Source organism: Pseudomonas sp. 13159349, from assembly GCF_013305685.1.
In the GTDB taxonomy this organism is placed as follows: Bacteria; Pseudomonadota; Gammaproteobacteria; order Pseudomonadales; family Pseudomonadaceae; genus Aquipseudomonas; species Aquipseudomonas asiatica.
Genome location: NZ_CP045553.1, coordinates 125,287 through 147,000 on the forward strand (window position 1 = coordinate 125,287; position 21,714 = coordinate 147,000).

Sequence of the window (21,714 nt, forward strand, 5' to 3'; positions counted from 1 at the left end):
GGAGGTGCTGGAAAGAATCAGGCATGCGCGATACTGTACATGAATACAGTATTCGGGGTAGGCCATGATTCCTCCAGCACCGCAAAAGGGCCGTGGCACGGCGCACAATCCGCACAACCGCTTTGCCCCCAGCCATTCGGTGGCGGAGGATGACGGCTGGTATCAGGAGGTGCCGCAAACCCAGGGCACCGAGGTACGGGTAGAGACGGCCAAATCGGTGATCAGTCGCAATACCTCGCCCGACCTGCCCTTCGACCGTTCCATCAACCCATACCGTGGCTGCGAGCACGGTTGCATCTACTGCTATGCCCGCCCTTCCCACGCTTACTGGGACCTTTCCCCCGGCCTGGATTTCGAGACAAAACTGATTGCCAAGACCAACGCCGCCGAGGTGCTTGCGCAACAATTGAACAAACCGGGTTACGTGTGCGCGCCGATCAACCTGGGTTCCAATACCGACCCGTACCAGCCGATCGAGCGTGAACAACTGCTGACCCGTCGCCTGCTCGAAGTGCTACTGCGTTTTCGCCACCCGGTGACCATCGTCACCAAGGGGGCGCTGGTGCTGCGCGACCTCGACCTGCTGGCCGAGATGGCTCGCCAGCGCCTGGTGCGGGTGATGATCAGCCTGACCACGCTGGACGATGACTTGAAACGGGTGCTGGAACCGCGTGCGGCGTCACCCAAGGCGCGCTTGCGGGCGATCCGCGTGTTGCGCGAGGCGGGAGTGCCGGTGGGCGTGTTGTGTTCGCCGATGATTCCGATGATCAACGACAGTGAACTGGAACGGCTGCTGGAGGCGGCGAGGGAGGCAGGTGCACAGAGCGCAGCCTACATGATGTTGCGCCTGCCGCTGGAAGTGGCACCGTTGTTCGAGCAATGGCTGCAGGACCATTACCCGCAGCGGGCGGCACATGTATTGAGCCTGATCCGCCAGAGCCGCGGCGGCGAACTGTATGACAGCCGCTTTGGTGCGCGCATGCGCGGTGAAGGCGTGTTTGCCGAATTGCTGGCGCAGCGTTTTGCCAAGGCCATGAATCGGCTGGAGTTCGAAGGGCGAGAAGCGCAGGCGCTGGATTGTTCGGCGTTTTGCCCGCCGGGTGGGCAGATGGCGTTGTTCTGATGCTTGAGCAGAGTACGGTCTTTGTGGGAGCGGGCGCGCCCGCGAACACCGGCACAGCCGGTGCCATGTACCGAGTTGCCTCCTTCGCGGGCACGCCCACTCCCACAGGTTCTGCGCAGGTTCCGGGTGCCCGCATGTGGCGCATTGCCAGCCCTCAATGCAACTAATTAAAGTTGATAATTGCAGTAATGGCTCTTGGCAGTTGATGTTTTTTTGCTATTATCCAATACCCGCCTTTCCTATCTGGAACACCCGTTCTAGAGCCTTCGAATTAAGTTTCAGTTAAGTTTTCCCCGCTAGCGTAGGAAATCAGTCTTCACCGACTGTGATCTATGGCCCGTGCGTGTCATCTAAATCCCTGCATAGCCAGAATCTTTCACCGGTAAAATGGATTTACCTACACACCGTCAAGAGGATGAATCATGCCCGTCAAGGACCCATCCAAGGTCGTACCGCAGGTCCCCGCGGAGAGCGCCGATGCCGCCCTGAAGCACATCGTCGACGGCTTCCTGCGTTTTCACCATGACGTTTTCCCCGAGCAGCAAGAGCTGTTCAAGAAGCTCGCCACCGCGCAAACCCCGCGAGCCATGTTCATCACCTGCGCCGACTCGCGCATCGTTCCCGAGCTGATCACCCAGAGTTCACCTGGCGACCTGTTCGTGACCCGTAACGTCGGTAACGTGGTACCGCCGTATGGCCAGATGAACGGCGGCGTTTCCAGCGCCATCGAATACGCCGTACTGGCGTTGAAAGTGCATCACATCATCGTCTGCGGGCACTCCGACTGCGGCGCCATGCGTGCCGTACTCAACCCGCAATCGCTGACCAAGATGCCGACCGTGTCCGCCTGGTTGCGCCACGCCGAAGTGGCCCGCACCGTGGTCGAGAACAACTGCTCGTGCGGCAGCGAACACGAAACCATGCAGGTGCTGACCAAGGAAAACGTCATCGCCCAGCTGCATCACCTGCGCACCCACCCTTCGGTGGCTTCGCGCCTGGCAGCCGGTGAGCTGTACATCCATGGCTGGGTCTACGACATCGAGACCAGCAAGATCGAAGCCTACGACGCCGCCAGCGATACCTTCCTGCCCTTGGCTGCTGGCGAGCCGGTCCCCTGCGCTACTCCGAGAGGCCGCTACTAAGCGACCCATCCACCCGCTGGAACCTTGATAGCCGGCTGCACCCCGTAGGGGTGTGGCACGGCCTTCGGCTGCCTTGAATTCCCTGACTGCCTTGCCGGCACGCCCGCTGGCGGCCCGCGCCTGCGCGCTCGTCAGGGGCAAACGTGCCCACGGCCAGGGGAATGGCTGTGTGACAAAGAAAGGAGAAACACGGTGAACATTACACAGTTGAAAGCGGCCCTGCCGCGTGAGTTGCTGGCGTCGGTGGTGGTCTTCCTGGTGGCACTGCCGTTGTGCATGGGCATTGCGATCGCCTCTGGCATGCCGCCGGCCAAAGGCCTGATTACCGGCATTATCGGCGGTATTGTCGTTGGTTTCCTCGCCGGTTCGCCGCTGCAGGTCAGTGGCCCGGCCGCCGGTCTGGCGGTATTGGTATTCGAGCTGGTACGCCAGCACGGCATGGCCATGCTCGGGCCGATCCTGCTGCTGGCCGGCTTGCTGCAGTTACTGGCCGGGCGCCTGCGCCTGGGCTGCTGGTTCCGGGTTACCGCACCGGCGGTGGTGTACGGCATGTTGGCGGGGATTGGCGTGCTGATCGTGCTTTCGCAGGTGCATGTGATGTTCGACACCGCGCCGCAGCCATCCGGCATGCAGAACCTGCTGGAGTTCCCGGCGACCGTGGCCGCCGCCCTGCCGCTGGAAAGCGTCGGCTCTGGTTGGATGGCCGGTGCGCTTGGCCTGGGCACCATCGCCATCATGTGGAGCTGGGAGCGGCTGCGACCGCAGCGGCTGCGCTTCGTCCCGGGTGCCCTGCTGGGTGTGTCGGCCATGACGGCCATCAGCATCTGGCTGGCTTTGCCGGTGAACCGCGTACAGGTGCCGGCCGACCTGTCCGAGGCTATCGACTGGATCCGCCCTGGTGACCTGATGCAACTGGCCGACCCTACCTTGTTGGTCGCCGCTTTTGCCTTGGCCTTCATCGCCAGTGCCGAAACCTTGTTGTCGGCTGCAGCGGTCGACCGCATGCACAGCGGCCAGCGTTCGGACTTTGATCGTGAGCTGTCGGCCCAGGGCATCGGCAACATGCTGTGCGGGGTGCTCGGTGCGTTGCCGATGACCGGGGTGATCGTGCGTAGCTCGGCCAACGTGCAGGCAGGTGCGCAGACCCGGGCTTCGGCGATCTTCCATGGCCTGTGGCTGCTGGCGTTCGTGGTGGCGCTGAGCAGCGTGCTGCAGCAGATCCCGGTGGCTAGCCTGGCGGGTGTGCTGGTGTTTACCGGGGTCAAGCTGGTGGATTTCAAGGCGTTTCGTGGGCTGGGCCGCTATGGCCGCATGCCGATGTTCACCTACGCGGCGACGGCGCTGGCGATCATCTTTACCGACCTGCTGACCGGTGTATTGCTGGGCTTTGCCCTGACCTTGCTGAAGCTGGCACTGAAGGCGGCGCGATTGAAGATCAACCTGGTCAGCCTGGAAAAGGCTGGACACATGGAGCTGCGGTTGAGTGGCGCGGCTACCTTCCTCAAGGTGCCGGCGCTGACCCAGGTGCTGGATAGCGTACCGGCGGGGACCACCCTGCATGTGCCGTTGGGTAACCTCAGCTATATCGACCACTCGTGCCTTGAGCTGCTTGAAGATTGGGGCCGCAGTAATTCAGCAAATGGGTCGCGGTTGCTGATCGAGCAGCGGCGCTTGAAGCGGCGGATCGAGGGGCGGATGCGGACTACGGCCGGGGTTGGGGCCTAGAGCCGGAATCTTTGCTGCATGAGCCGGCCCTTTCGCGGGCACGCCCGCTCCCACAGGTAATCCACAGTCATCAAGGCATGTGCTTTCCCTGTGGGAGCGGGCGTGCCCGCGAAGAGGCCGGGACAGGAACTTCAGGCCGGCTGGCCCAGCTCCACCCCCAGCTGCCGCGACAGGCACGGCCAGCGCTTCCATGCCGCGCCTGTTTCCGGGCTGCTCAATTTCTCGCGGTAGGCCTCTACCGATTCCACCGCGAAGCTTTCATCATTCAACATTTCATCCACCGAGTGGTGCACTACTTCATCCAGCTGATTGGCAAACGTCTCGCCAATCAACTGATGGGCAATCAGGTTGGCGACGGTGGTGTCGACCGGGATCAACGGTTGCTGGAAGTGACGGATGTACAGGTCGTTCACCTCTTCCACCAGGCGGTGTGCCAGGTAGGCCTCATCCAGCAGGCAGTCCAGGCCCACATGCCCTTGCATCACGCTGGGCGGCTGCAGGAAGTAGGCCTCGGCTATTTTCAGTACAGGTTTGATCTGCGATTCGATCCCGGCCTCGCGGGCGACCTCATGGGCGGCCTCCAGCAGTTCCGGAACCTGGTCGATGTAGGCGCTGACGAAGCGCGCCAAAGTACCCTGGGCGTCCTGCTCAGGCAGTTGGATCGAGGGGTGCAGGTGGGGCAGTTGCAGCTCGAGACGCTTTTTCAGTTGGCCGGTCTGGCCTTCGTGTTGATGGGCTTGGCTTACCTGCTCGCGTACAGCAGCGATGTTCATGACAACTCCAGGGACATTACGTTTCAAACGGAAGACACTAAATTAGCTCGGTATACAGAATACCTAAGACGCATTTGTTATAAGTCGCGCAAACGTGTGCATGCTCAGGCATATCGAAAAGCCACTATTGTGCCATGCCGTGTCAAGCGCGCGGTTTTCAGGCCATTCAGCCATTTCATGAAGTTCATTTCACGGGCTTCGTTGCGTGCCGTTGGTCGCTGTCTATACTCCCGGTGAACGTGATTCGTTGATGAGGCCCGACTGCTTTTAGCAGGGGCTCGGTCGTCGAAGCCAGGTAGTCTTGACCACCGTTCCCTCTTGCCGCAGGCCACGCCTCCGGGACTACAAGAACGAGAAGGGGAACCCGCAATGATGCGACATCCACATGTCTGGATGGGCCTCCTGTTGTGGTCGGTTTTTGGTCAGGCCAACGCCGCCTGGACCGTGAACATGCACCCAGGCGCGACGGAAGTCTCCAACGCCGTCTTCGACCTGCACATGACCATCTTCTGGATCTGCGTGATCATCGGCATCGTTGTCTTTGGCGCGATGTTCTGGTCCATGGTCATCCACCGCCGTTCCACCGGCCAGCAGGCTGCGCATTTCCACGAGCACACCTGGGTGGAAATCCTCTGGACCGTGGTCCCCTTCCTGATCCTGGTAGCCATGGCCATCCCGGCCACCAAGACCCTGATCGACATCTACGATGCCAGCGAGTCGGACATCGATATCCAGGTTACCGGCTACCAGTGGAAGTGGCACTACAAATACCTTGGCCAGGACGTGGAGTTCTTCAGCAACCTGGCCACCCCCACCGAGCAGATCCACAACAAGGCACCCAAGGACGAGCACTACCTGCTCGAAGTCGACCAGCCGCTGGTGCTGCCGGTTGGCGCCAAGGTGCGCTTCCTGGTAACCGCTGCCGATGTCATCCACTCCTGGTGGGTGCCGGCCTTCGCGGTCAAGCGTGATGCCATCCCCGGTTTCGTCAACGAAGCCTGGACCCGTATCGAGAAGCCCGGCATCTACCGCGGCCAATGCACCGAGCTGTGCGGCAAGGACCACGGTTTCATGCCGGTGGTGGTCGAGGTCAAGTCCAAGGCCGACTACGACACCTGGCTGGGCGAGCGCAAGGCTGAAGCTGCCAAGCTCAAGGAACTGACCAGCAAGGAATGGACCCTGGAGGAGCTGGTGGAACGTGGTGACAAGGTCTACCACACCACCTGCGTGGCCTGTCACCAGGCCGAAGGCCAGGGCCTGCCGCCGATGTTCCCTGCGCTCAAGGGCTCGAAGATCGCCACCGGGCCGAAGGAAGCCCATCTGGGCATCGTATTCCACGGCAAGCCTGGCACTGCCATGGCCGCGTTCGGCAAGCAGCTCTCGGAAGTCGACATCGCCGCCGTGGTCACCTACGAGCGCAACGCCTGGGGCAACAACAAGGGTGACATGGTCACGCCGAAGGACGTGCTGGCGCTGAAGCAGGCAGAAGCGCAATGAACCGGGTTACTCGCGGCAATCAATGGATTGCAGGAGACAGGACATGAGTGCAGTGATCGACGACCACGCCCACGGCCATGACCATGCGCACGGCCCGGCCAAGGGCCTGATGCGCTGGGTGCTGACCACCAACCACAAGGACATCGGCACGATGTACCTGTGGTTCAGCTTCATCATGTTCCTGCTCGGCGGCTCGTTCGCCATGGTGATCCGCGCCGAGCTGTTCCAGCCCGGCCTGCAGATCGTCCAGCCGGAGTTCTTCAACCAGATGACCACCATGCACGGCCTGATAATGGTGTTCGGTGCGGTGATGCCGGCCTTCGTCGGCCTGGCCAACTGGATGATCCCGCTGATGATCGGCGCGCCCGACATGGCCCTGCCGCGGATGAACAACTTCAGCTTCTGGCTGCTGCCGGCTGCTTTCCTGTTGCTGGTTTCGACCCTGTTCAGCCCGGGCGGCGGGCCCAACTTCGGCTGGACCTTCTACGCCCCGCTGTCCACCACCTACGCGCCGGCCAGCGTCACCTTCTTCATCTTTGCCATCCACCTGATGGGCATCAGCTCGATCATGGGCGCGATCAACGTGATCGCCACCATCCTCAACTTGCGCGCCCCAGGCATGACCTTGATGAAGATGCCACTGTTCGTCTGGACCTGGCTGATTACCGCATTCCTGCTGATTGCGGTGATGCCGGTGCTGGCCGGCGTCGTGACCATGATGCTGATGGACATCCACTTCGGTACCAGCTTCTTCAGTGCCGCCGGCGGTGGTGACCCGGTGCTGTTCCAGCACGTGTTCTGGTTCTTCGGCCACCCCGAGGTGTACATCATGATCCTGCCGGCCTTCGGCGCGGTCAGCTCGATCATCCCGGCGTTCTCGCGCAAGCCGCTGTTCGGCTACACCTCGATGGTGTACGCCACCGGCGCCATCGCCTTCCTGTCGTTCATCGTCTGGGCCCATCACATGTTCGTGGTCGGTATTCCCGTGGTCGGCGAGCTGTTCTTCATGTACGCCACCATGCTGATCGCCGTGCCTACCGGGGTGAAGGTGTTCAACTGGGTCAGCACCATGTGGGAAGGCTCGCTGACCTTCGAAACGCCGATGCTGTTCGCCATCGCCTTTGTCATCCTGTTCACCATCGGCGGTTTCAGCGGGCTGATGCTCGCCATCGCCCCGGCGGACTTCCAGTACCACGACACCTACTTCGTGGTAGCGCACTTCCACTATGTGCTGGTGCCTGGGGCGATCTTCGGCATCTTCGCCTCGGCCTATTACTGGCTGCCGAAATGGACCGGCCACATGTACGACGAAACCCTCGGCAAGCTGCACTTCTGGCTATCGTTCGTCGGCATGAACATGGCCTTCTTCCCCATGCACTTCGTGGGGCTGGCCGGCATGCCACGGCGGATCCCCGACTACAACCTGCAGTTCGCCGACTTCAACATGGTGTCGTCGATCGGCGCGTTCATGTTCGGCGCCACGCAGATATTCTTCCTGTTCATCGTCATCAAGTGCATCCGCGGCGGCGCGCCGGCACCGGCCAAGCCATGGGATGGCGCCGAGGGCCTGGAGTGGTCGATCCCTTCGCCTGCGCCCTACCACACCTTCCAGACGCCACCGGAAGTGAAATAGGAACCGTGCCATGAACGGCCTTTCGCTGAAACGTCTGGTGTTGCGCCTGTTGATGCTGACGGTGGTGATGTTCGCCTTCGGCTTCGCCCTGGTGCCTATCTATGACGTGATGTGCAAGGCCTTCGGCATCAACGGCAAGACCGGAGGGCAGTACGAAGGCAGCCAGGTCAGCGACCCGACGCGTTCGGTGCGGGTGCAGTTCATGTCGACCAATGCCAGCGACATGGTCTGGGACTTCTACTCCACCGCCGACCAGCTGGAGGTCAACCCGGGTGCGGTGAACCAGATGATCTTCATCGCCCATAACCCGACCGACCGGCCGATGAGTGCGCAAGCCATCCCCAGCATCACCCCGGCCGAAGCCGCGGCGTACTTTCACAAGACCGAGTGCTTCTGCTTCACCCAGCAGGTGCTGCAGCCCGGCGAACGCATCGAGATGCCGGTGCGCTTCATTGTCGACCGCGACCTGCCGGCCAGCGTGAAGCACCTGACACTGGCCTACACCTTGTTCGACATCACCGCTCGCCACCCGCCGGTCGCGCATGTAGCGGCCCAGGACGTCCAGGGCGCCCGTTAAGGGAAGGAGAACAGCAATGGCAAGTCATGAGCACTACTACGTTCCGGCGCAGAGCAAGTGGCCGATCATCGCCACCATCGGCATGTTCATCACGGTGTTCGGCCTGGGTACCTGGTTCAACGACATGAAGGCCGGCCACCCCGAGTCGCACGGGCCGCTGATGTTCTTCATCGGCGCGTTGTTCCTGGCCTACATGCTGTTCGGCTGGTTCGGTTCGGTGGTGCGGGAGAGCCGCGCGGGGCTGTACAGCCCGCAACTGGACCGCTCGTTCCGCTGGGGCATGAGCTGGTTCATTTTCTCCGAGGTGATGTTCTTTCTGGCCTTCTTCGGTGCGCTGTTCTACGTGCGCGTGCTGGCCGGGCCGTGGCTGGGCGGTGAAGGGGCCAAGGGTGTTGCGCACATGTTGTGGCCGACCTTCGAATTCACCTGGCCGCTGCTGCACACGCCCGACCCGAAACTGTTCCCGCCGCCCAAGGAAGTGATCGACCCGTGGCACCTGCCGCTGATCAACACCATCTTGCTGGTCAGCTCCAGCGTGACCATCACCATCGCCCATCATGCCCTGCGCCGCGACCACCGTGGCCCGCTGAAATTCTGGATGGCGCTGACCATCGTCCTGGGCGCCAGCTTCATCGCGTTGCAGGCCTACGAGTACCACGAGGCCTATACCAAGCTGGGGCTGACGCTGGGGTCGGGTATCTACGGCGCGACGTTCTTCATGCTCACCGGCTTCCACGGCGCCCACGTGACCTTGGGCACGATCATCCTGATCGTGATGTTCGTGCGCATCTTGCGCGGGCATTTCAACCCGGAGAAACACTTTGGTTTCGAGGCGGCCAGTTGGTACTGGCACTTCGTCGATGTGGTGTGGGTGGGGTTGTTCATCTTTGTGTATGTGCTTTAGGGCCAATCGCCGGCAAACCAGCTCCCACAGGGTCTCATTGGGCCTGAAGCATAGGTGATCCCTGTGGGAGCTGGCTTGCCGGCGATGAGGCCATCAAAACAAGTGCAGTTTCAGAAGGGGGCGTGTGAGACCAGCTGACCGCTGATGAAGCCCCAGGCCACCAGGCCGATGGTGAGGGCCGCCAGGGTCACCCGCACGGTCAGTGCCTTCAGCAAACGGGTCGAGTTTTCATCGTCCTTGACCAGAAACACCAGGCCGCTGAACAGGCTGGCAATCGTGGCCAACAGCATCAGGACAATCGCGGCCTTGAGCATGGCGATACTCCGGGGGGATGCGGTGATGTGGATAAGTATAGCGATCGGCCCGACGAGGCTCCGATGAGGCCGTTTCGTCCGGGCTGGGTACCAACCCTGGTGGTGCTTGCGCTGCTGCCGGGGCTGATCGCGCTTGGCTGCTGGCAACTCGGCCGTGCCGAGGAAAAGCGCGTGCTGCTGGCCGCCTATGCCGAGCGGCGGGTCGAAGCGCCCGTGGCCACGGCCCAGCTGACAGCGAACCAGGACAATGCCTTCCGCCGCGTGCATCTCTATGGCCGCTTCGACGCCGAGCACAGCTTGCTTCTGGACAACCGCATGCGTGACGGCCAGGCCGGTGTCGAATTGCTGCAACCCTTCCATGATCAGGCCAGCGGCCTGTGGCTGCTGGTCAACCGCGGTTGGCTGCCCTGGCCGGACCGCCGCGTGCCGGTGCATTTCGATACCCCTGCCCAGGCGTTGGCGCTGGACGCTTCGGTGTATGTCGCGCCTGGTAGCACGTTCCAGCTGCACCCCGACCCTGCAGGCGGCCAGTGGCCGCACCTGCTGACTGCCGTGGATGCCGCGCAGCTATGGCAACAGCTCGATCGCGATGGCTTCGCCCATGAGCTGCGCCTGGAACCCGGCCCGGCGACCTATCGCCTGGACTGGCCGGTCGTTGCCATGGGCCCGGAAAAACACCTGGGTTACGCCGTGCAATGGTTTGCCCTGGCAACCACTTTGGTACTGCTCTACCTCTACTTCGGCTGGCACCACAACAAGGAGAAACGCCATGGCCACCGCCACTCCACTGGACGTGCCTGAACGCAGCAAACCCAGAGCCCGCGGGCGTTTGCAGCTGCTGCTGATTCTGCTGGTGGTGCTCGGGCCGATGGTTCTGGCCACCAGCATGTACAAGCTCAAGTTCTGGGTGCCGGACGGCCGCAGCTACCACGGCGTGATGATCGGCAACGGGGAAACCCTTGCCGATCTCGGCGTGGCGGGCCAAGGCGAGCGCTGGCAGCTGCTGGTGAGCGCACCCACAGCCTGTGCCGAGGATTGCCAGCGGCTGGTGTACCTGGCCCGGCAGATCCAGGTCGGTCTGGGTCGTGATGCCAGCCGTGCCAGCCATGCCCTGGCGGCTGCCCAGCCGGCAAGCGCCGACTACCAGGCATTGCTCGGTCGCGAATATCCACAGTTGCAGCGTTACCCGCTTGATGCGCAACGCTACCTGCAAAAGGTCGGCGAGACCGGCCCGCAGCTGTGGATCGTCGACCCACACGGCAACCTGGTGCTGCGCTACGACGCCAAGGTCAACGGCAAGCATGTGCTGGACGACCTGCGCCACCTGCTCAAGCTGTCCAACATCGGCTAGGAGCCTGCCATGGCCAGACCCGGATTCCGCCTTGCTGTGTTCGCCACCTTGCTGGCACTGCTGGTCGTCCTGCTCGGTGCCTATACCCGCCTGACCCACGCCGGCCTCGGCTGCCCGGACTGGCCGGGTTGCTACGGCTTCATCAGCGTGCCCAAGAGCGAAGCGCAGCTGGCTCATGCCGAGCTGCATTTCCCCGAACACCCGGTGGAAGCCGCCAAGGGCTGGGCCGAGATGGTCCACCGCTACTTCGCCGGCACCCTGGCGATGGTGATCGCCCTGCTCGCCTTGCAGGCGCTGCGCCGGCATGCCCGCGATGGCCAGCCTTACCGCCTGCCCTTGCTGCTGCTGGGCGTGGTGCTGGCCCAGGCAGCCTTCGGCATGTGGACGGTCACCCTCAAGCTGTGGCCGCAGGTGGTCACCGCGCATCTACTTGGCGGCTTCACTACCCTGAGTTTGTTGTTCCTGTTGTCCCTGCGTCTGTCGCGGGCCTTTGCGCCCTTGCCAAAGCTGCCATTGAGCCTGCGCCGGATCGCCGCGCTGGCCTTGCTGGTGGTGATCGGCCAGATCGCCCTGGGCGGCTGGGTCAGTGCCAATTACGCGGCCGTCGCCTGCATCGACCTGCCCACCTGCCACGGCCAGTGGTGGCCGGCGGCGGACTTCAGCAACGGGTTCCACCTGACCCAGCATGTCGGGCCCAATTACCTGGGCGGGCAGCTGGACAGTGATGCGCGAACGGCCATCCACATCAGCCACCGCCTGGGCGCATTGCTAGTGACCTGCGTGCTGCTGATGCTCAGCTGGAAGCTGCACCGCTGCGGCCTCCCTGGCCTGGCGCGGCTGGTGCTGCTGGCGCTGGTGGTGCAAGTCGGCCTGGGCATCAGCAATGTGCTGCTGCACCTGCCGCTGGCCGTGGCCGTGGCGCACAACGCTGGTGGGGCGCTGTTGCTGTTGAGCATGGTGCTGGTGAACTACCGCATCCGCGTGGTCGACAAGGTTCGCGTGGGTGTCGGCCATGGCTGGCGCCTGCGGCCCGTGGCTGGCGTGGGCATCTCCCACCACATGAGGAATGATTCGTGGCGACGCTTCTGAGCGCACAGAGGGCCAGTTGGCGTGACTACCTGGAGCTGACCAAGCCCAAGGTGGTGGTGCTGATGCTGATCACCTCGCTGGCGGGCATGTTCCTTGCCACCCGTGCGGGTGTCAGCTGGAGCGTGCTGCTGTTCGGCAACCTGGGCATCGGCTTTTGTGCAGGCGGCGCGGCGGTGGTCAACCATGTGGTGGACCGACGCATCGACGCGCTGATGGCGCGTACCCACAAGCGGCCGCTGGCCCAGGGCCGGGTCGAGCCGCTGCCGGCGCTGCTGTTCGCCCTGGCGCTGGCGCTACTTGGCATGGCCCTGCTGCTGGTGTTCACCAACGCCCTCACTGCCTGGCTGACACTGGCTTCCCTGCTCGGCTATGCGGTGCTCTACACCGGTTTTCTCAAGCGCGCTACGCCACAGAATATCGTCATCGGCGGCTTGGCTGGCGCCGCCCCGCCGTTGCTGGGCTGGGTGGCGGTCAGTGGGCATGTCAGCGCCGAGCCCCTGCTGCTGGTGCTGATCATCTTCGCCTGGACACCACCCCACTTCTGGGCTCTGGCGATCCACCGCAAGGAGGAATACGCCAAGGCCGATATCCCGATGCTGCCGGTGACACACGGCGAGCGCTACACCAAGCTGCATATCCTGCTGTACACCTTGGTATTGCTGGCGGTAAGCCTGCTGCCGTACGCCATCCACATGAGCGGCCCGCTGTACCTGGCTTGCGCCCTGGTGCTAGGCCTGCGCTTCCTGCAATGGGCCTGGGTGTTGTACCGTGGCAGCCGGCCGCACGCAGCGATCGGCACCTTCAAGTACTCTATCGGCTACCTGTTCGCGCTGTTCATCGCGTTGCTCCTCGACCACTACCTGTTGCTGAACCTATGACCCGAACCCAGAAAACCGTCTTCATCCTCGTTGCCCTGGTCGCGTTGATCCTGGGCCTGACCGTCAACAAGGTGCTCAATGGCCGCGACCAGCCCAACCCCACCGAACTGATCGATGCCGGCATCATCCTGCTGCCGCAGAGCCGTACCGTGGCCGATGTGACCATGACCAACCAGGACGGCCAGCCGGTGCAACTGGATGACCTGAAGGGCAAATGGTCGCTGCTGTTCTTCGGCTACACCTACTGCCCGGACATCTGCCCGACCACCCTGGCCCAGTTGCGCCAGGTGAAGAGCGAGCTGCCCAAGGAGGCCGTCGACCGGCTGCAGGTGGTGCTGGTGAGCGTTGACCCGAACCGCGACACGCCGAACCAGCTGAAGCAGTACCTGGGCTATTTCGACAAGGATTTCGTCGGGGTGGCGGGGTCGATCGAGGATACCCAGAAGCTGGCCAATGCCTTGAGCATTCCGTTCATTCCGGCCGATACCAGCAAGCCGGGGTATACCGTGGATCACAGCGGCAACCTGGCGGTTGTGGGGCCGGATGGGCGTCAGCGCGGGTTCATTCGGGCGCCGTTCAACAACCAGAAGCTGGTGGCGCAGTTGCCCGGGCTTGTGAAGCGGGACTGAGATTTTTGGGCCTGCTGCGCAGGCCTATCGCGACACAAGGCCGCTCCCACAAAGTGCGGCGTACGCCTCGGTCCTCATGGTTTGCCTGCCAGGGCAAATCGCCGGCAAGCCGGCTCCCACAGGGGCCTCACAGAGCCTGAGGCTGGCGCTGTACCTGTGGGACCTGGCTTGCCGGCGAATGGGCCGCAAAGCGGCCCCGGGGATTTCGGATCAGAACGCCGGAACCACAGCGCCTTTGTACTTCTCGTTGATGAACTGCTTCACCTCAGGCGAGTGCAGCGCAGCAGCCAGCTTTTTCATGGCGTCCGAGTCCTTGTTGTCCGGGCGGGCAACCAGGATGTTCACGTAAGGCGAGTCACTGCCTTCGATGACCAGGGCGTCTTTTTCCGGGTTCAGCTTGGCTTCCAGCGCGTAGTTGGTGTTGATCAGGGCAGCATCGACCTGGGTCAGCACACGCGGGATCGTGGCTGCTTCCAGCTCACGGAACTTCAGGCTTTTCGGGTTCTCGGCAACATCCTTCACGGTGGACAGGATGTTCTTGTTGTCCTTCAGCTTGATCACGCCGGCCTTGTCCAGCAGCAGCAGCGCGCGGCCGCCGTTGGTGGCGTCGTTGGGGATGACCACGGTGGCGCCGGAGGACAGCTCGTCCAGCTTCTTGATCTTGGTCGAGTACACGCCCAGCGGCTCGATGTGCACGCCGGCAACGCTCACAAGGTTGGTACCCTTGGCCTTGTTGAACTCATCCAGGTACGGCTGGTGCTGGAAGAAGTTGGCGTCCAGGCGCTTTTCCGCCACCTGCACGTTCGGCTGGATGTAGTCGGTGAATTCCTTGACCTTCAGCTCCACGCCCTCTTTCGCCAGAACAGGTTTGACGAAGTTGAGGATCTCGGCGTGCGGAACCGGGGTAGCGGCAACGGTCAGGGACTCGGCGTGGGCCGAGAAGGCCGCGACAGCGGCGACAACAGCAAGCAGCTTCTTCATTGATCACTCCTTGTGAGGGCCGCGACGGCCCCCGAACGGGTCGGCCGGGCCGACCCCATTGGGGTTACTTACGGGAAAAATGCACGACCAGTTTGTCGCCCACGCTCTGCAGGACTTGAACCAGTACCAGCAACAGCACCACTGTGACGACCATCACGTCGGTCTGGAAACGCTGGTAGCCGAAGCGGATGGCCAGGTCGCCCAGGCCGCCGGCACCGACCACACCAGCCATGGCGGTGTACGAAACCAAGGTGATGGCGGTCACGGTAATGGCGGCGAAGATGCCCGGGCGAGCCTCCGGCAGCAGTGCGCTGGTGATGATCTGGCGGGTAGTGGCGCCCATCGACTGAGTGGCTTCGATGATGCCGCGGTCCACTTCACGCAGGGCGGTTTCCACAAGGCGCGCGAAGAACGGCGTGGCACCCACCACCAGCGGCGGAATGGCGCCGGCGACGCCCAGGGAAGTGCCTGTGATCAGCACTGTGATCGGGATCATAACGATCAGAAGGATGATGAACGGCAGCGAGCGCAGGATGTTGACGATCAGCGACAGCAGCGCATACACACCCTTCTGCTCGAACATCTGCTTTGGCCCGCAGAGGAACAGCAGCACGCCCAGCGGCAGGCCGAGCAGCACGGTGAAGAACAGCGAGCCGAACAGCATGATCATGGTGTCGACGCTGGCCAGCCAGATTTCGGCCCAGTCGACGTTGGCAAAGAAATTCAGGGCGTCCATCAACGCAGTACCTCCATATGTACGTCAGCTGCCTTGAAGCGGGCGAACGCCGCTTCCATGTCACCGCCGATCAGGGCGAGGGTGAGCTGGCCATAGGGGACATCCTTGATGCGGTCGATACGCCCGGCGAGGATGCTGTAGTCCACACCGGTTTCGCGGGCCACGGTGCCCAGCAGCGGCGCGTAGGTGGCGTCGCCCTGGAAGGTCAGGCGCACGATACGGCCCGGCACGTGGGCGAAGTCGTCACGCTGCTCGCCTTCGTCAACCTGCTCGTCTTCCTGGACGAAGCGCTTGGTGGTGGGGTGCTGCGGGTGCAGGAACACCTCGGCCACCGAGCCCTGCTCGACGATCTGGCCGGCGTCCATCACTGCCACGCGGTCGCAGACCCGGCGGATCACGTCCATTTCGTGCGTGATCAGCACAATGGTCAGCTTCAGCTCACGGTTGATTTCGGCCAGCAATTGCAGGACCGAGGCGGTGGTTTGCGGGTCGAGGGCGCTGGTGGCCTCGTCGCACAGCAGGATCTTCGGGTTGGTGGACAGGGCGCGGGCGATGCCGACGCGCTGCTTCTGGCCACCGGACAGCTGCGCCGGGTACTTTCTGGCGTGGTCGGAAAGGCCGACGCGGGCCAGCAGCTCGGTCACGAGCTTGTCGATTTCGCTGCGCGACAGCTCGCCGGCCAGGGTCAGTGGCAAGGCGACGTTGTCGGCGACAGTCTTGGAGGCCAGCAGGTTGAAGTGCTGGAAAATCATCCCGACCTGCTGACGGAAACCGCGCAGCTGGCTCGCGTTGAACGCGGTAACGTCTTCGCCGTCGACGATGATCTTGCCGCCGGAAGGCTCTTCCAGGCGGTTGATCAGGCGCAGCATGGTGCTCTTGCCGGCGCCGGAATGGCCGATCAGGCCGAACACCTGGCCATCTTCGATGGTCAGGCTGGTCGGATTCAGTGCGGGGATTTCCCTACCGGCGACGCGGTAGGTCTTGTGTACCTGTTGGAACTCGATCACGTAGCGAACCTTGTGGGGCGCATGGAATTTGGGTCAGCGGTTAGCTGGGGTCGCGCATTTTAGCCTTTTCCCATAGCTGTTCTTAGCATTTATTTCGTAATGCACCAATCCTTCGGGCATATCGCGACAACCGGTAATCCTGATTGAACGCTCGGCAAAGCCTCCCGGTCACTACTTGCACACAGCCCGAAACGGGTATGCCTTAAGACTGACGAGGAGAGCCGATCATGCCCAGCAAGAACACGGACGCGCCAAAGCACAGCGAGGCCGCTGGCACCCAGACCCCGGACCGGGCCAATACCAACGCCAAGTTGCAGAGCCTGGAGGCTGACCGAAGCGATGCCACAGGCAGTGCGTTGCGTACCAACCAGGGGGTGCGCATCGCTGACAATCAGAACACGCTCAAGGCGGGGGATAGAGGCCCCTCGTTGCTCGAAGATTTCATCATGCGCGAAAAGATCACGCACTTTGACCACGAGCGCATTCCTGAGCGCATCGTGCATGCGCGAGGAACAGGGGCGCATGGCTATTTCCAGAGCTATGGCAACCACGCCGAGCTGACCAAAGCCGGCTTCCTGCAGGACCCGGAGAAAGTCACGCCCGTCTTCGTGCGATTTTCCACGGTACAAGGCCCGCGCGGCTCAGCCGACACCGTGCGTGACGTGAGGGGCTTTGCTGTGAAGTTCTACACCGACGAGGGCAACTTCGACCTGGTGGGCAACAACATGCCGGTGTTCTTCATCCAGGATGCGATCAAGTTCCCGGATTTCGTCCACGCCGTAAAGCCGGAGCCGCACAACGAGATCCCGACCGGCGCTTCGGCCCATGACACCTTTTGGGATTTCGTCTCGCTGGTACCGGAGTCGGCTCATATGGTCATGTGGGCGATGTCGGACCGCGCTATCCCGCGCAGCTTGCGGATGATGGAAGGGTTCGGGGTGCATACGTTCCGCCTGATCAACGCCCAGGGCGTAGCCAGTTTCGTCAAATTCCACTGGAAACCGCGCCAGGGTGTGCACTCCTTGCTATGGGACGAAGCGCAGAAGCTGGCAGGCAAGGATGCTGATTTCCAGCGTCGCGACCTGTGGGAGGCTATCGAGACGGGTGATTACCCTGAATGGGAACTGGGTGTGCAGATCGTGCCGGAAGCCGACGAGCACAAATTCGATTTCGACCTGCTGGACCCGACCAAGATAATCCCGGAAGAACTGGTGCCGGTTACACCTTTGGGCAGGATGGTCCTGAATCGCAACCCGGACAACTTCTTTGCCGAAGTGGAGCAGGTGGCGTTCTGCCCGGCTCATATCGTGCCTGGCATCGACTTTACCAACGACCCTTTGTTGCAGGGACGGCTGTTCTCCTACACCGACACGCAGCTTAGCCGCCTCGGCGGGCCCAACTTCCACCAGATCCCGATCAACCGCCCCGTCGCTCCTAACCACAACAACCAGCGTGACGCCTTGCATCAGCATCTGGTGCACAAGGGTCGCGCATCCTACGAGCCCAATTCCATCGACGGTGGCTGGCCGAAGGAAACGCCACCAGCCGCGCAGGATGGCGGCTTCGAGAGCTACCAGGAGCGTATCGATGCGCACAAGATCCGCCAGCGCAGCGATTCGTTCAGCGACCATTTCTCGCAGGCGCGGTTGTTCTTCCAGAGCATGAGCCCGACCGAGCAGCAGCACATCATCAAGGCTTACAGCTTTGAGCTGGGCAAGGTGGAGCGGGAGACGATCCGTGCTCGGGAAGTGAATGAGATTCTCGCCAATATCGACCTGAAGCTGGCGGCTGCGGTTGCTGCCAACCTCGGTTTGCCTGCACCGAGCGCAGGCACTGTGCAAGTGAAGGGAAGCCAGCTTGCGCAGTCGCCTGCCCTGAGCCAGATGAACCACCCGGGCTCGGTTGGCATCAAGGGGCGCAAGATTGCCGTGCTGGTGGCAGATGGCGTAGACGCTGCCAGCGTGGACAAGCTGGTCAAGGCTCTGGAGGCGCACAGTGCCCGGCCGATGCTGCTTGGGCCGACCTCGGCACCGGTGACTGCCGCGGACGGTAAGCAACTGCCGGTGGATGCCTCCATGGAAGGGATGCCCTCGATCATGTTTGACGGGATTGTCGTGCCAGCGGGCAAGGCCTCGACCGATGCGCTGGCAGGCAGTGGTTTGGCCAAGCACTTCCTGCTGGAGGGCTACAAACACCTGAAGGCGATGGTGGTGACCAAAGACCTTTTGGGCAGCTTGGGGCTTAAAGAAGACAAGGGGTTGCTGCTGGGGGATGAGCAGAAGACCGTGGATGCCTTCGTCAAAGCGGTAGAGGGGCATCGGGTGTGGGAGCGGGAGGCGGCTGCGGAGGCTGTGCCTGCCTAAGGGGCTGCTTTGCAGCCCATCGCGACACAAGGCCGCTCCTACAGGAGATCGCATTCCCTTGTAGGAGCGGCCTTGTGTCGCGAAAGGGGCGCGCAGCGCCCCCAGATTCTTAACGCTGATGCGGAACCAGAACCACTTGCGCCGGCAGCGACCGCTGGATCTCGTGCTTCTGCTTCAGCTCGAACCCGCTGTCGATCTTGCGCACGCGTTTCTCCAGCAAGGTCTTCAGCCAAGGCGCATCTTCGGTACGCGGCACCTGGAACACCACGTCGCATTGATAGCTCACCACATCGGCGGCAATGTCATCCAGCTGGCGACGCATGGCGCGGCTGTCGGTGGTCTTCAAGGCCACCACGGTGCTCGGTGCAGCCGGGTCGATGATGCGCGCCTTGGGCTTGGCCTCGGCCGCTTTCAACGCCGCTTCAGCTTTCTCCAGCTCGGCCTTGCGCGCCTGGGTCACGGCGTCGCCACCAGTAACCGCCGGGGCCTGCGGCATCAGCGCGCGGGCACGGGCCAGGGCTGTGGCGGCAGCGTTCACATCACCCTTTTGCAGGAAGATCTGGCTGCGTTGCAGGTAGGCTTCGGCAAGCTGGCGCTGGTATTGCTCCAGGCGCGCGTCATCCGGCGCCTGGGCCTGCAAGGCTGCCAGCTGGTCTTCGGCGGTGGCCAGCTCGTTGCTGGCGATGTTCTGTTGCAATTGCTGCCAGGCATCTGCTTGGGCAGGTGCGGTGGCCTGTTCGACCGGCGCGTTTGAACACGCAGCCAGGAACAGGGAAAACGCGGCAACAAGCAGATAACGGGAGGCGAACGGCTTCATTCCTGCGACTCTCTATTTGCGCAAAAAGCGAGCAAGTCTACACCCAGGTGCGCACGCTCGAAAACAAGTCTTACAGACCCTTTACGTGCGGAAAGGTTGCAGGGCGCGCCTTCGCACGCCCTGTTTTTCAGCGTTTTGGCAGGGCCAGGCTCAGCAAGAATAGCACCGCCGCGCAGACCACGATCGATGGGCCGGCAGGGGTGTCCTTGAACCAGGACAGAGCCAGGCCGCCGCATACCGCGCTCACGCCCAGCAGGCTGGCGCCTAAGGCCATCTGTTCGGGAGAACGGGCGTGACGTTGCGCCGCAGCGGCAGGAATGATCAGCAGCGAGGTGATCAGCAGCACCCCGACGATCTTCATGGCAACGGCAATCACCACCGCGATCAGCAGCATCAGCGCCATGCGCAGCCCGGCCACCGGCATGCCCTCGACCATGGCCAGCTCCTCGTGCACGGTGACTGCAAGCAACGGCCGCCACAGTGCAGCGAGCAGCAGCAGGACCAGCGCGCTGCCACCGAGGATCCAGGCAAGATCGGTAGTGCTGATGGCCAGCAGGTCGCCGAACAGATAGGCCATCAGGTCGATGCGGACATCATGCATGAAGCTCAGCACCACCAGGCCCAGCGACAAGGTGCTGGGGGCGAGGATGCCAAGCAGTGTATCGGAGGCCAGCGGTTGGCGTTGCTGCAAGGTAACCAGCAAGATCGCCAGCAACAGGCAGCCCACGGTTACCGCCAGCGCCGGGCTGACGTCCAGAGCAAAACCCAGGGCAACGCCGAGCAGGGCGGCGTGGGACAGGGTGTCGCCAAAATAGGCCATGCGCCGCCACACCACGAAGGAGCCCAGTGGGCCGGCCACCAGCGCCAGGGACAAACCGGCAAGCAGGGCGTAGAGAAGAAAGTCAGCCATGCTTGCAGTGCGCTCCGTGAACATGGGTGCCAGGGGCGACCACCGAGCCGTGCAGGTCGTGGCTGTGGTCGTGATGGTGGTGGTAGATGGCCAGGCTGGGGGCGGCGGTCTTGCCGAACAGCTCGACAAATGCCGGGTCGCCGCTGACCTGTTCGGGGTGGCCCGAACAGCACACGTGGCGGTTCAGGCAAACCACCTGGTCTGTGGCGCTCATCACCAGGTGCAGGTCGTGGGAAACCATCAGCACGCCGCAGCCGTGACGGTCGCGAAGGCGGGTAATGAGGTTGTACAGCTCGGTCTGGCCAACCACGTCTACGCCCTGCACTGGCTCGTCAAGCACCAGCAACTGGGGTTCGCGCAGCAGGGCGCGGGCCAGCAGCACGCGCTGCATCTCGCCGCCGGAAATGGTCTGGATCGGGCTGTCGATGACCTGCTCGGCGCCTACTTCCTGCAACGCCGACAAGGCTGCCGCGCGGTCTACACCGGGCACCAGGCGCAAGAAGCGCAACACTGACAGCGGGAGCGTGGCATCGACCTGGATCTTTTGCGGCATGTAGCCAATGCGCAGTTTCGGCTTGCGCCAAACCTTGCCGCGGTGCGGCTTGAGCAGGCCGAGCACGGCGCGCACGAGGGTGGTCTTGCCCGCGCCGTTCGGGCCGATCAGGGTGACGATCTGGCCAGGTGCGACCGACAGGTCGATGCTGTCGAGCACCGCCTCGCCACCGAAGGTGACACCGACCTGCTCCAGGCGGATCAGTGCATCACTCATGCCGCGCTCCGGCAATTGCTGCACAGACCGACCACTTCCACCGTCTGGGTCTCGACCGTGAAGCCCACGCCCTTGGCGCTGCTGATGATGGCTTCGCTGATACTGTCCTGTTCCAGTTCGATGGCCACATGGCAGGCCCGGCAGATCAGGAACTGACCCTGGTGCAGGTGTTCCGGGTGGCTGCAGCCGATGAATGCGTTGAGCGAGGCGATGCGGTGCACCAGGCCGTTTTCCAGCAGGAAGTCCAGCGCACGGTACACCGTGGGGGGCGCGGCGCGGCGGCCGTCCTGCTCACTGAGCACGGCGAGGATATCGTAGGCGCCCAGCGGCTTGTGGCTTTGCCACACCAGTTCCAGCACTCGACGGCGCAGCGCGGTCAGGCGCAGGCCCTGGCGGGTGCACAAGGCGTCGGCTTCAGCCAATGCGCTGTGTACGCAATGGGAATGATCGTGAGGACGGTTGGCCAGCGGCGTGATGGACATGGGCAGCGACGGTT

22 protein-coding genes are annotated in these 21,714 nt (G+C 62.8%); 13 read left to right on the forward strand and 9 right to left on the reverse strand.

The genetic code is table 11. The features are described 5' to 3' along the window. Window positions 1–64 precede the first annotated feature (64 nt). The 3 genes from GEV38_RS00590 (at window position 65) to GEV38_RS00600 (ending at window position 3,990) form a co-directional block, all read left to right on the forward strand. Window positions 65–1,123, forward strand: a complete 1,059-nt coding sequence (locus tag GEV38_RS00590; RefSeq protein ID WP_054572502.1) for a PA0069 family radical SAM protein — start codon at window positions 65–67, stop codon at window positions 1,121–1,123. A 422-nt stretch (window positions 1,124–1,545) separates the two neighbouring features. After that, the gene (locus GEV38_RS00595; RefSeq protein ID WP_013970295.1) at window positions 1,546–2,265 is read left to right on the forward strand and encodes a carbonic anhydrase; all 720 of its coding nucleotides are present in this window, start codon (window positions 1,546–1,548) and stop codon (window positions 2,263–2,265) included. 192 nt (window positions 2,266–2,457) lie between these two features. Next, window positions 2,458–3,990: a SulP family inorganic anion transporter gene (locus tag GEV38_RS00600; protein ID WP_015268461.1), complete on the forward strand. Its 1,533-nt coding sequence runs from the start codon at window positions 2,458–2,460 to the stop codon at window positions 3,988–3,990. 131 nt (window positions 3,991–4,121) lie between these two features. Here GEV38_RS00600 and GEV38_RS00605 read toward each other — a convergent pair whose 3' ends face one another. Next, window positions 4,122–4,763, reverse strand: coding sequence for a hypothetical protein (locus GEV38_RS00605; protein ID WP_043935172.1), 642 nt, complete (start codon window positions 4,761–4,763; stop codon window positions 4,122–4,124). A gap of 369 nt (window positions 4,764–5,132) precedes the next feature. Here GEV38_RS00605 and coxB point away from each other — a divergent pair, with 369 nt between their 5' ends. Genes coxB through GEV38_RS00625 form a run of 4 tightly spaced genes read left to right on the forward strand, consistent with a single transcriptional unit; the run spans window position 5,133 to window position 9,374 of the window. Continuing rightward, window positions 5,133–6,260, forward strand: a complete 1,128-nt coding sequence (gene coxB / locus GEV38_RS00610; protein ID WP_015268462.1) for a cytochrome c oxidase subunit II — start codon at window positions 5,133–5,135, stop codon at window positions 6,258–6,260. Window positions 6,261–6,303: 43 nt separating this feature from the next. Continuing rightward, complete coding sequence (ctaD, locus tag GEV38_RS00615; RefSeq protein WP_015268463.1) at window positions 6,304–7,893, forward strand: cytochrome c oxidase subunit I; 1,590 nt, start codon at window positions 6,304–6,306, stop codon at window positions 7,891–7,893. Between the two features lie 10 nt (window positions 7,894–7,903). Further along, window positions 7,904–8,470: a cytochrome c oxidase assembly protein gene (locus GEV38_RS00620; protein WP_015268464.1), complete on the forward strand. Its 567-nt coding sequence runs from the start codon at window positions 7,904–7,906 to the stop codon at window positions 8,468–8,470. A 16-nt stretch (window positions 8,471–8,486) separates the two neighbouring features. Further along, a complete protein-coding gene (locus GEV38_RS00625; RefSeq protein WP_015268465.1) occupies window positions 8,487–9,374 on the forward strand; it encodes a cytochrome c oxidase subunit 3 in 888 nt (295 codons plus the stop codon). Window positions 9,375–9,484: 110 nt separating this feature from the next. Here the strand turns inward: GEV38_RS00625 and GEV38_RS00630 are convergent, their stop codons facing one another. Continuing rightward, a complete protein-coding gene (locus GEV38_RS00630; protein ID WP_003258925.1) occupies window positions 9,485–9,688 on the reverse strand; it encodes a twin transmembrane helix small protein in 204 nt (67 codons plus the stop codon). Between the two features lie 63 nt (window positions 9,689–9,751). Here GEV38_RS00630 and GEV38_RS00635 point away from each other — a divergent pair, with 63 nt between their 5' ends. From GEV38_RS00635 to GEV38_RS00655, 5 genes are read left to right on the forward strand one after another with little or no spacing between them, the layout of a single operon-like run. Continuing rightward, window positions 9,752–10,489 carry an SURF1 family protein gene (locus GEV38_RS00635; protein ID WP_015268466.1) on the forward strand — a complete coding sequence of 246 codons (738 nt, stop codon included), beginning with the start codon at window positions 9,752–9,754 and terminating at the stop codon, window positions 10,487–10,489. Further along, window positions 10,458–11,039 (forward strand): hypothetical protein, encoded by a 582-nt coding sequence (locus tag GEV38_RS00640; protein WP_054572503.1) that lies wholly within the window; start codon window positions 10,458–10,460, stop codon window positions 11,037–11,039. Before GEV38_RS00635 ends, GEV38_RS00640 begins: the two co-directional genes overlap by 32 nt. Before the next feature lie 9 nt (window positions 11,040–11,048). Beyond that, window positions 11,049–12,128, forward strand: a complete 1,080-nt coding sequence (locus GEV38_RS00645) for a heme A synthase (protein ID WP_015268468.1) — start codon at window positions 11,049–11,051, stop codon at window positions 12,126–12,128. Next, window positions 12,113–13,006 (forward strand): heme o synthase, encoded by an 894-nt coding sequence (gene cyoE / locus GEV38_RS00650; RefSeq protein ID WP_013970304.1) that lies wholly within the window; start codon window positions 12,113–12,115, stop codon window positions 13,004–13,006. Before GEV38_RS00645 ends, cyoE begins: the two co-directional genes overlap by 16 nt. Beyond that, window positions 13,003–13,635 (forward strand): SCO family protein, encoded by a 633-nt coding sequence (locus GEV38_RS00655; protein WP_013970305.1) that lies wholly within the window; start codon window positions 13,003–13,005, stop codon window positions 13,633–13,635. Before cyoE ends, GEV38_RS00655 begins: the two co-directional genes overlap by 4 nt. Window positions 13,636–13,845: 210 nt before the next feature. Here GEV38_RS00655 and GEV38_RS00660 read toward each other — a convergent pair whose 3' ends face one another. From GEV38_RS00660 to GEV38_RS00670, 3 genes are all read right to left on the reverse strand, one after another. Then, a complete protein-coding gene (locus GEV38_RS00660; RefSeq protein ID WP_013970306.1) occupies window positions 13,846–14,616 on the reverse strand; it encodes a MetQ/NlpA family ABC transporter substrate-binding protein in 771 nt (256 codons plus the stop codon). A 64-nt stretch (window positions 14,617–14,680) separates the two neighbouring features. Then, the gene (locus tag GEV38_RS00665) at window positions 14,681–15,352 is read right to left on the reverse strand and encodes a methionine ABC transporter permease (RefSeq protein WP_013970307.1); all 672 of its coding nucleotides are present in this window, start codon (window positions 15,350–15,352) and stop codon (window positions 14,681–14,683) included. Then, entirely contained in the window at window positions 15,352–16,359 is a 1,008-nt protein-coding gene (locus GEV38_RS00670) for a methionine ABC transporter ATP-binding protein (RefSeq protein WP_054572504.1), read from the reverse strand. Before GEV38_RS00670 ends, GEV38_RS00665 begins: the two co-directional genes overlap by 1 nt. Window positions 16,360–16,586: 227 nt before the next feature. Here GEV38_RS00670 and katE point away from each other — a divergent pair, with 227 nt between their 5' ends. After that, window positions 16,587–18,722 carry a catalase HPII gene (katE, locus tag GEV38_RS00675; RefSeq protein ID WP_173895518.1) on the forward strand — a complete coding sequence of 712 codons (2,136 nt, stop codon included), beginning with the start codon at window positions 16,587–16,589 and terminating at the stop codon, window positions 18,720–18,722. 109 nt (window positions 18,723–18,831) lie between these two features. Here the strand turns inward: katE and GEV38_RS00680 are convergent, their stop codons facing one another. The 4 genes from GEV38_RS00680 to zur all read right to left on the reverse strand — a co-directional run bounded on the left by GEV38_RS00680 (window position 18,832) and on the right by zur (window position 21,700). After that, complete coding sequence (locus tag GEV38_RS00680) at window positions 18,832–19,539, reverse strand: PA5502 family lipoprotein (protein WP_015268471.1); 708 nt, start codon at window positions 19,537–19,539, stop codon at window positions 18,832–18,834. Between the two features lie 127 nt (window positions 19,540–19,666). Next, window positions 19,667–20,449: a zinc ABC transporter permease subunit ZnuB gene (gene znuB / locus GEV38_RS00685; protein WP_054572506.1), complete on the reverse strand. Its 783-nt coding sequence runs from the start codon at window positions 20,447–20,449 to the stop codon at window positions 19,667–19,669. Next, a complete protein-coding gene (znuC, locus tag GEV38_RS00690; RefSeq protein ID WP_015268472.1) occupies window positions 20,442–21,218 on the reverse strand; it encodes a zinc ABC transporter ATP-binding protein ZnuC in 777 nt (258 codons plus the stop codon). Before znuC ends, znuB begins: the two co-directional genes overlap by 8 nt. Further along, window positions 21,215–21,700, reverse strand: a complete 486-nt coding sequence (gene zur, locus GEV38_RS00695) for a zinc uptake transcriptional repressor Zur (protein WP_015268473.1) — start codon at window positions 21,698–21,700, stop codon at window positions 21,215–21,217. Before zur ends, znuC begins: the two co-directional genes overlap by 4 nt. Between the last annotated feature and the right edge of the window lie 14 nt (window positions 21,701–21,714).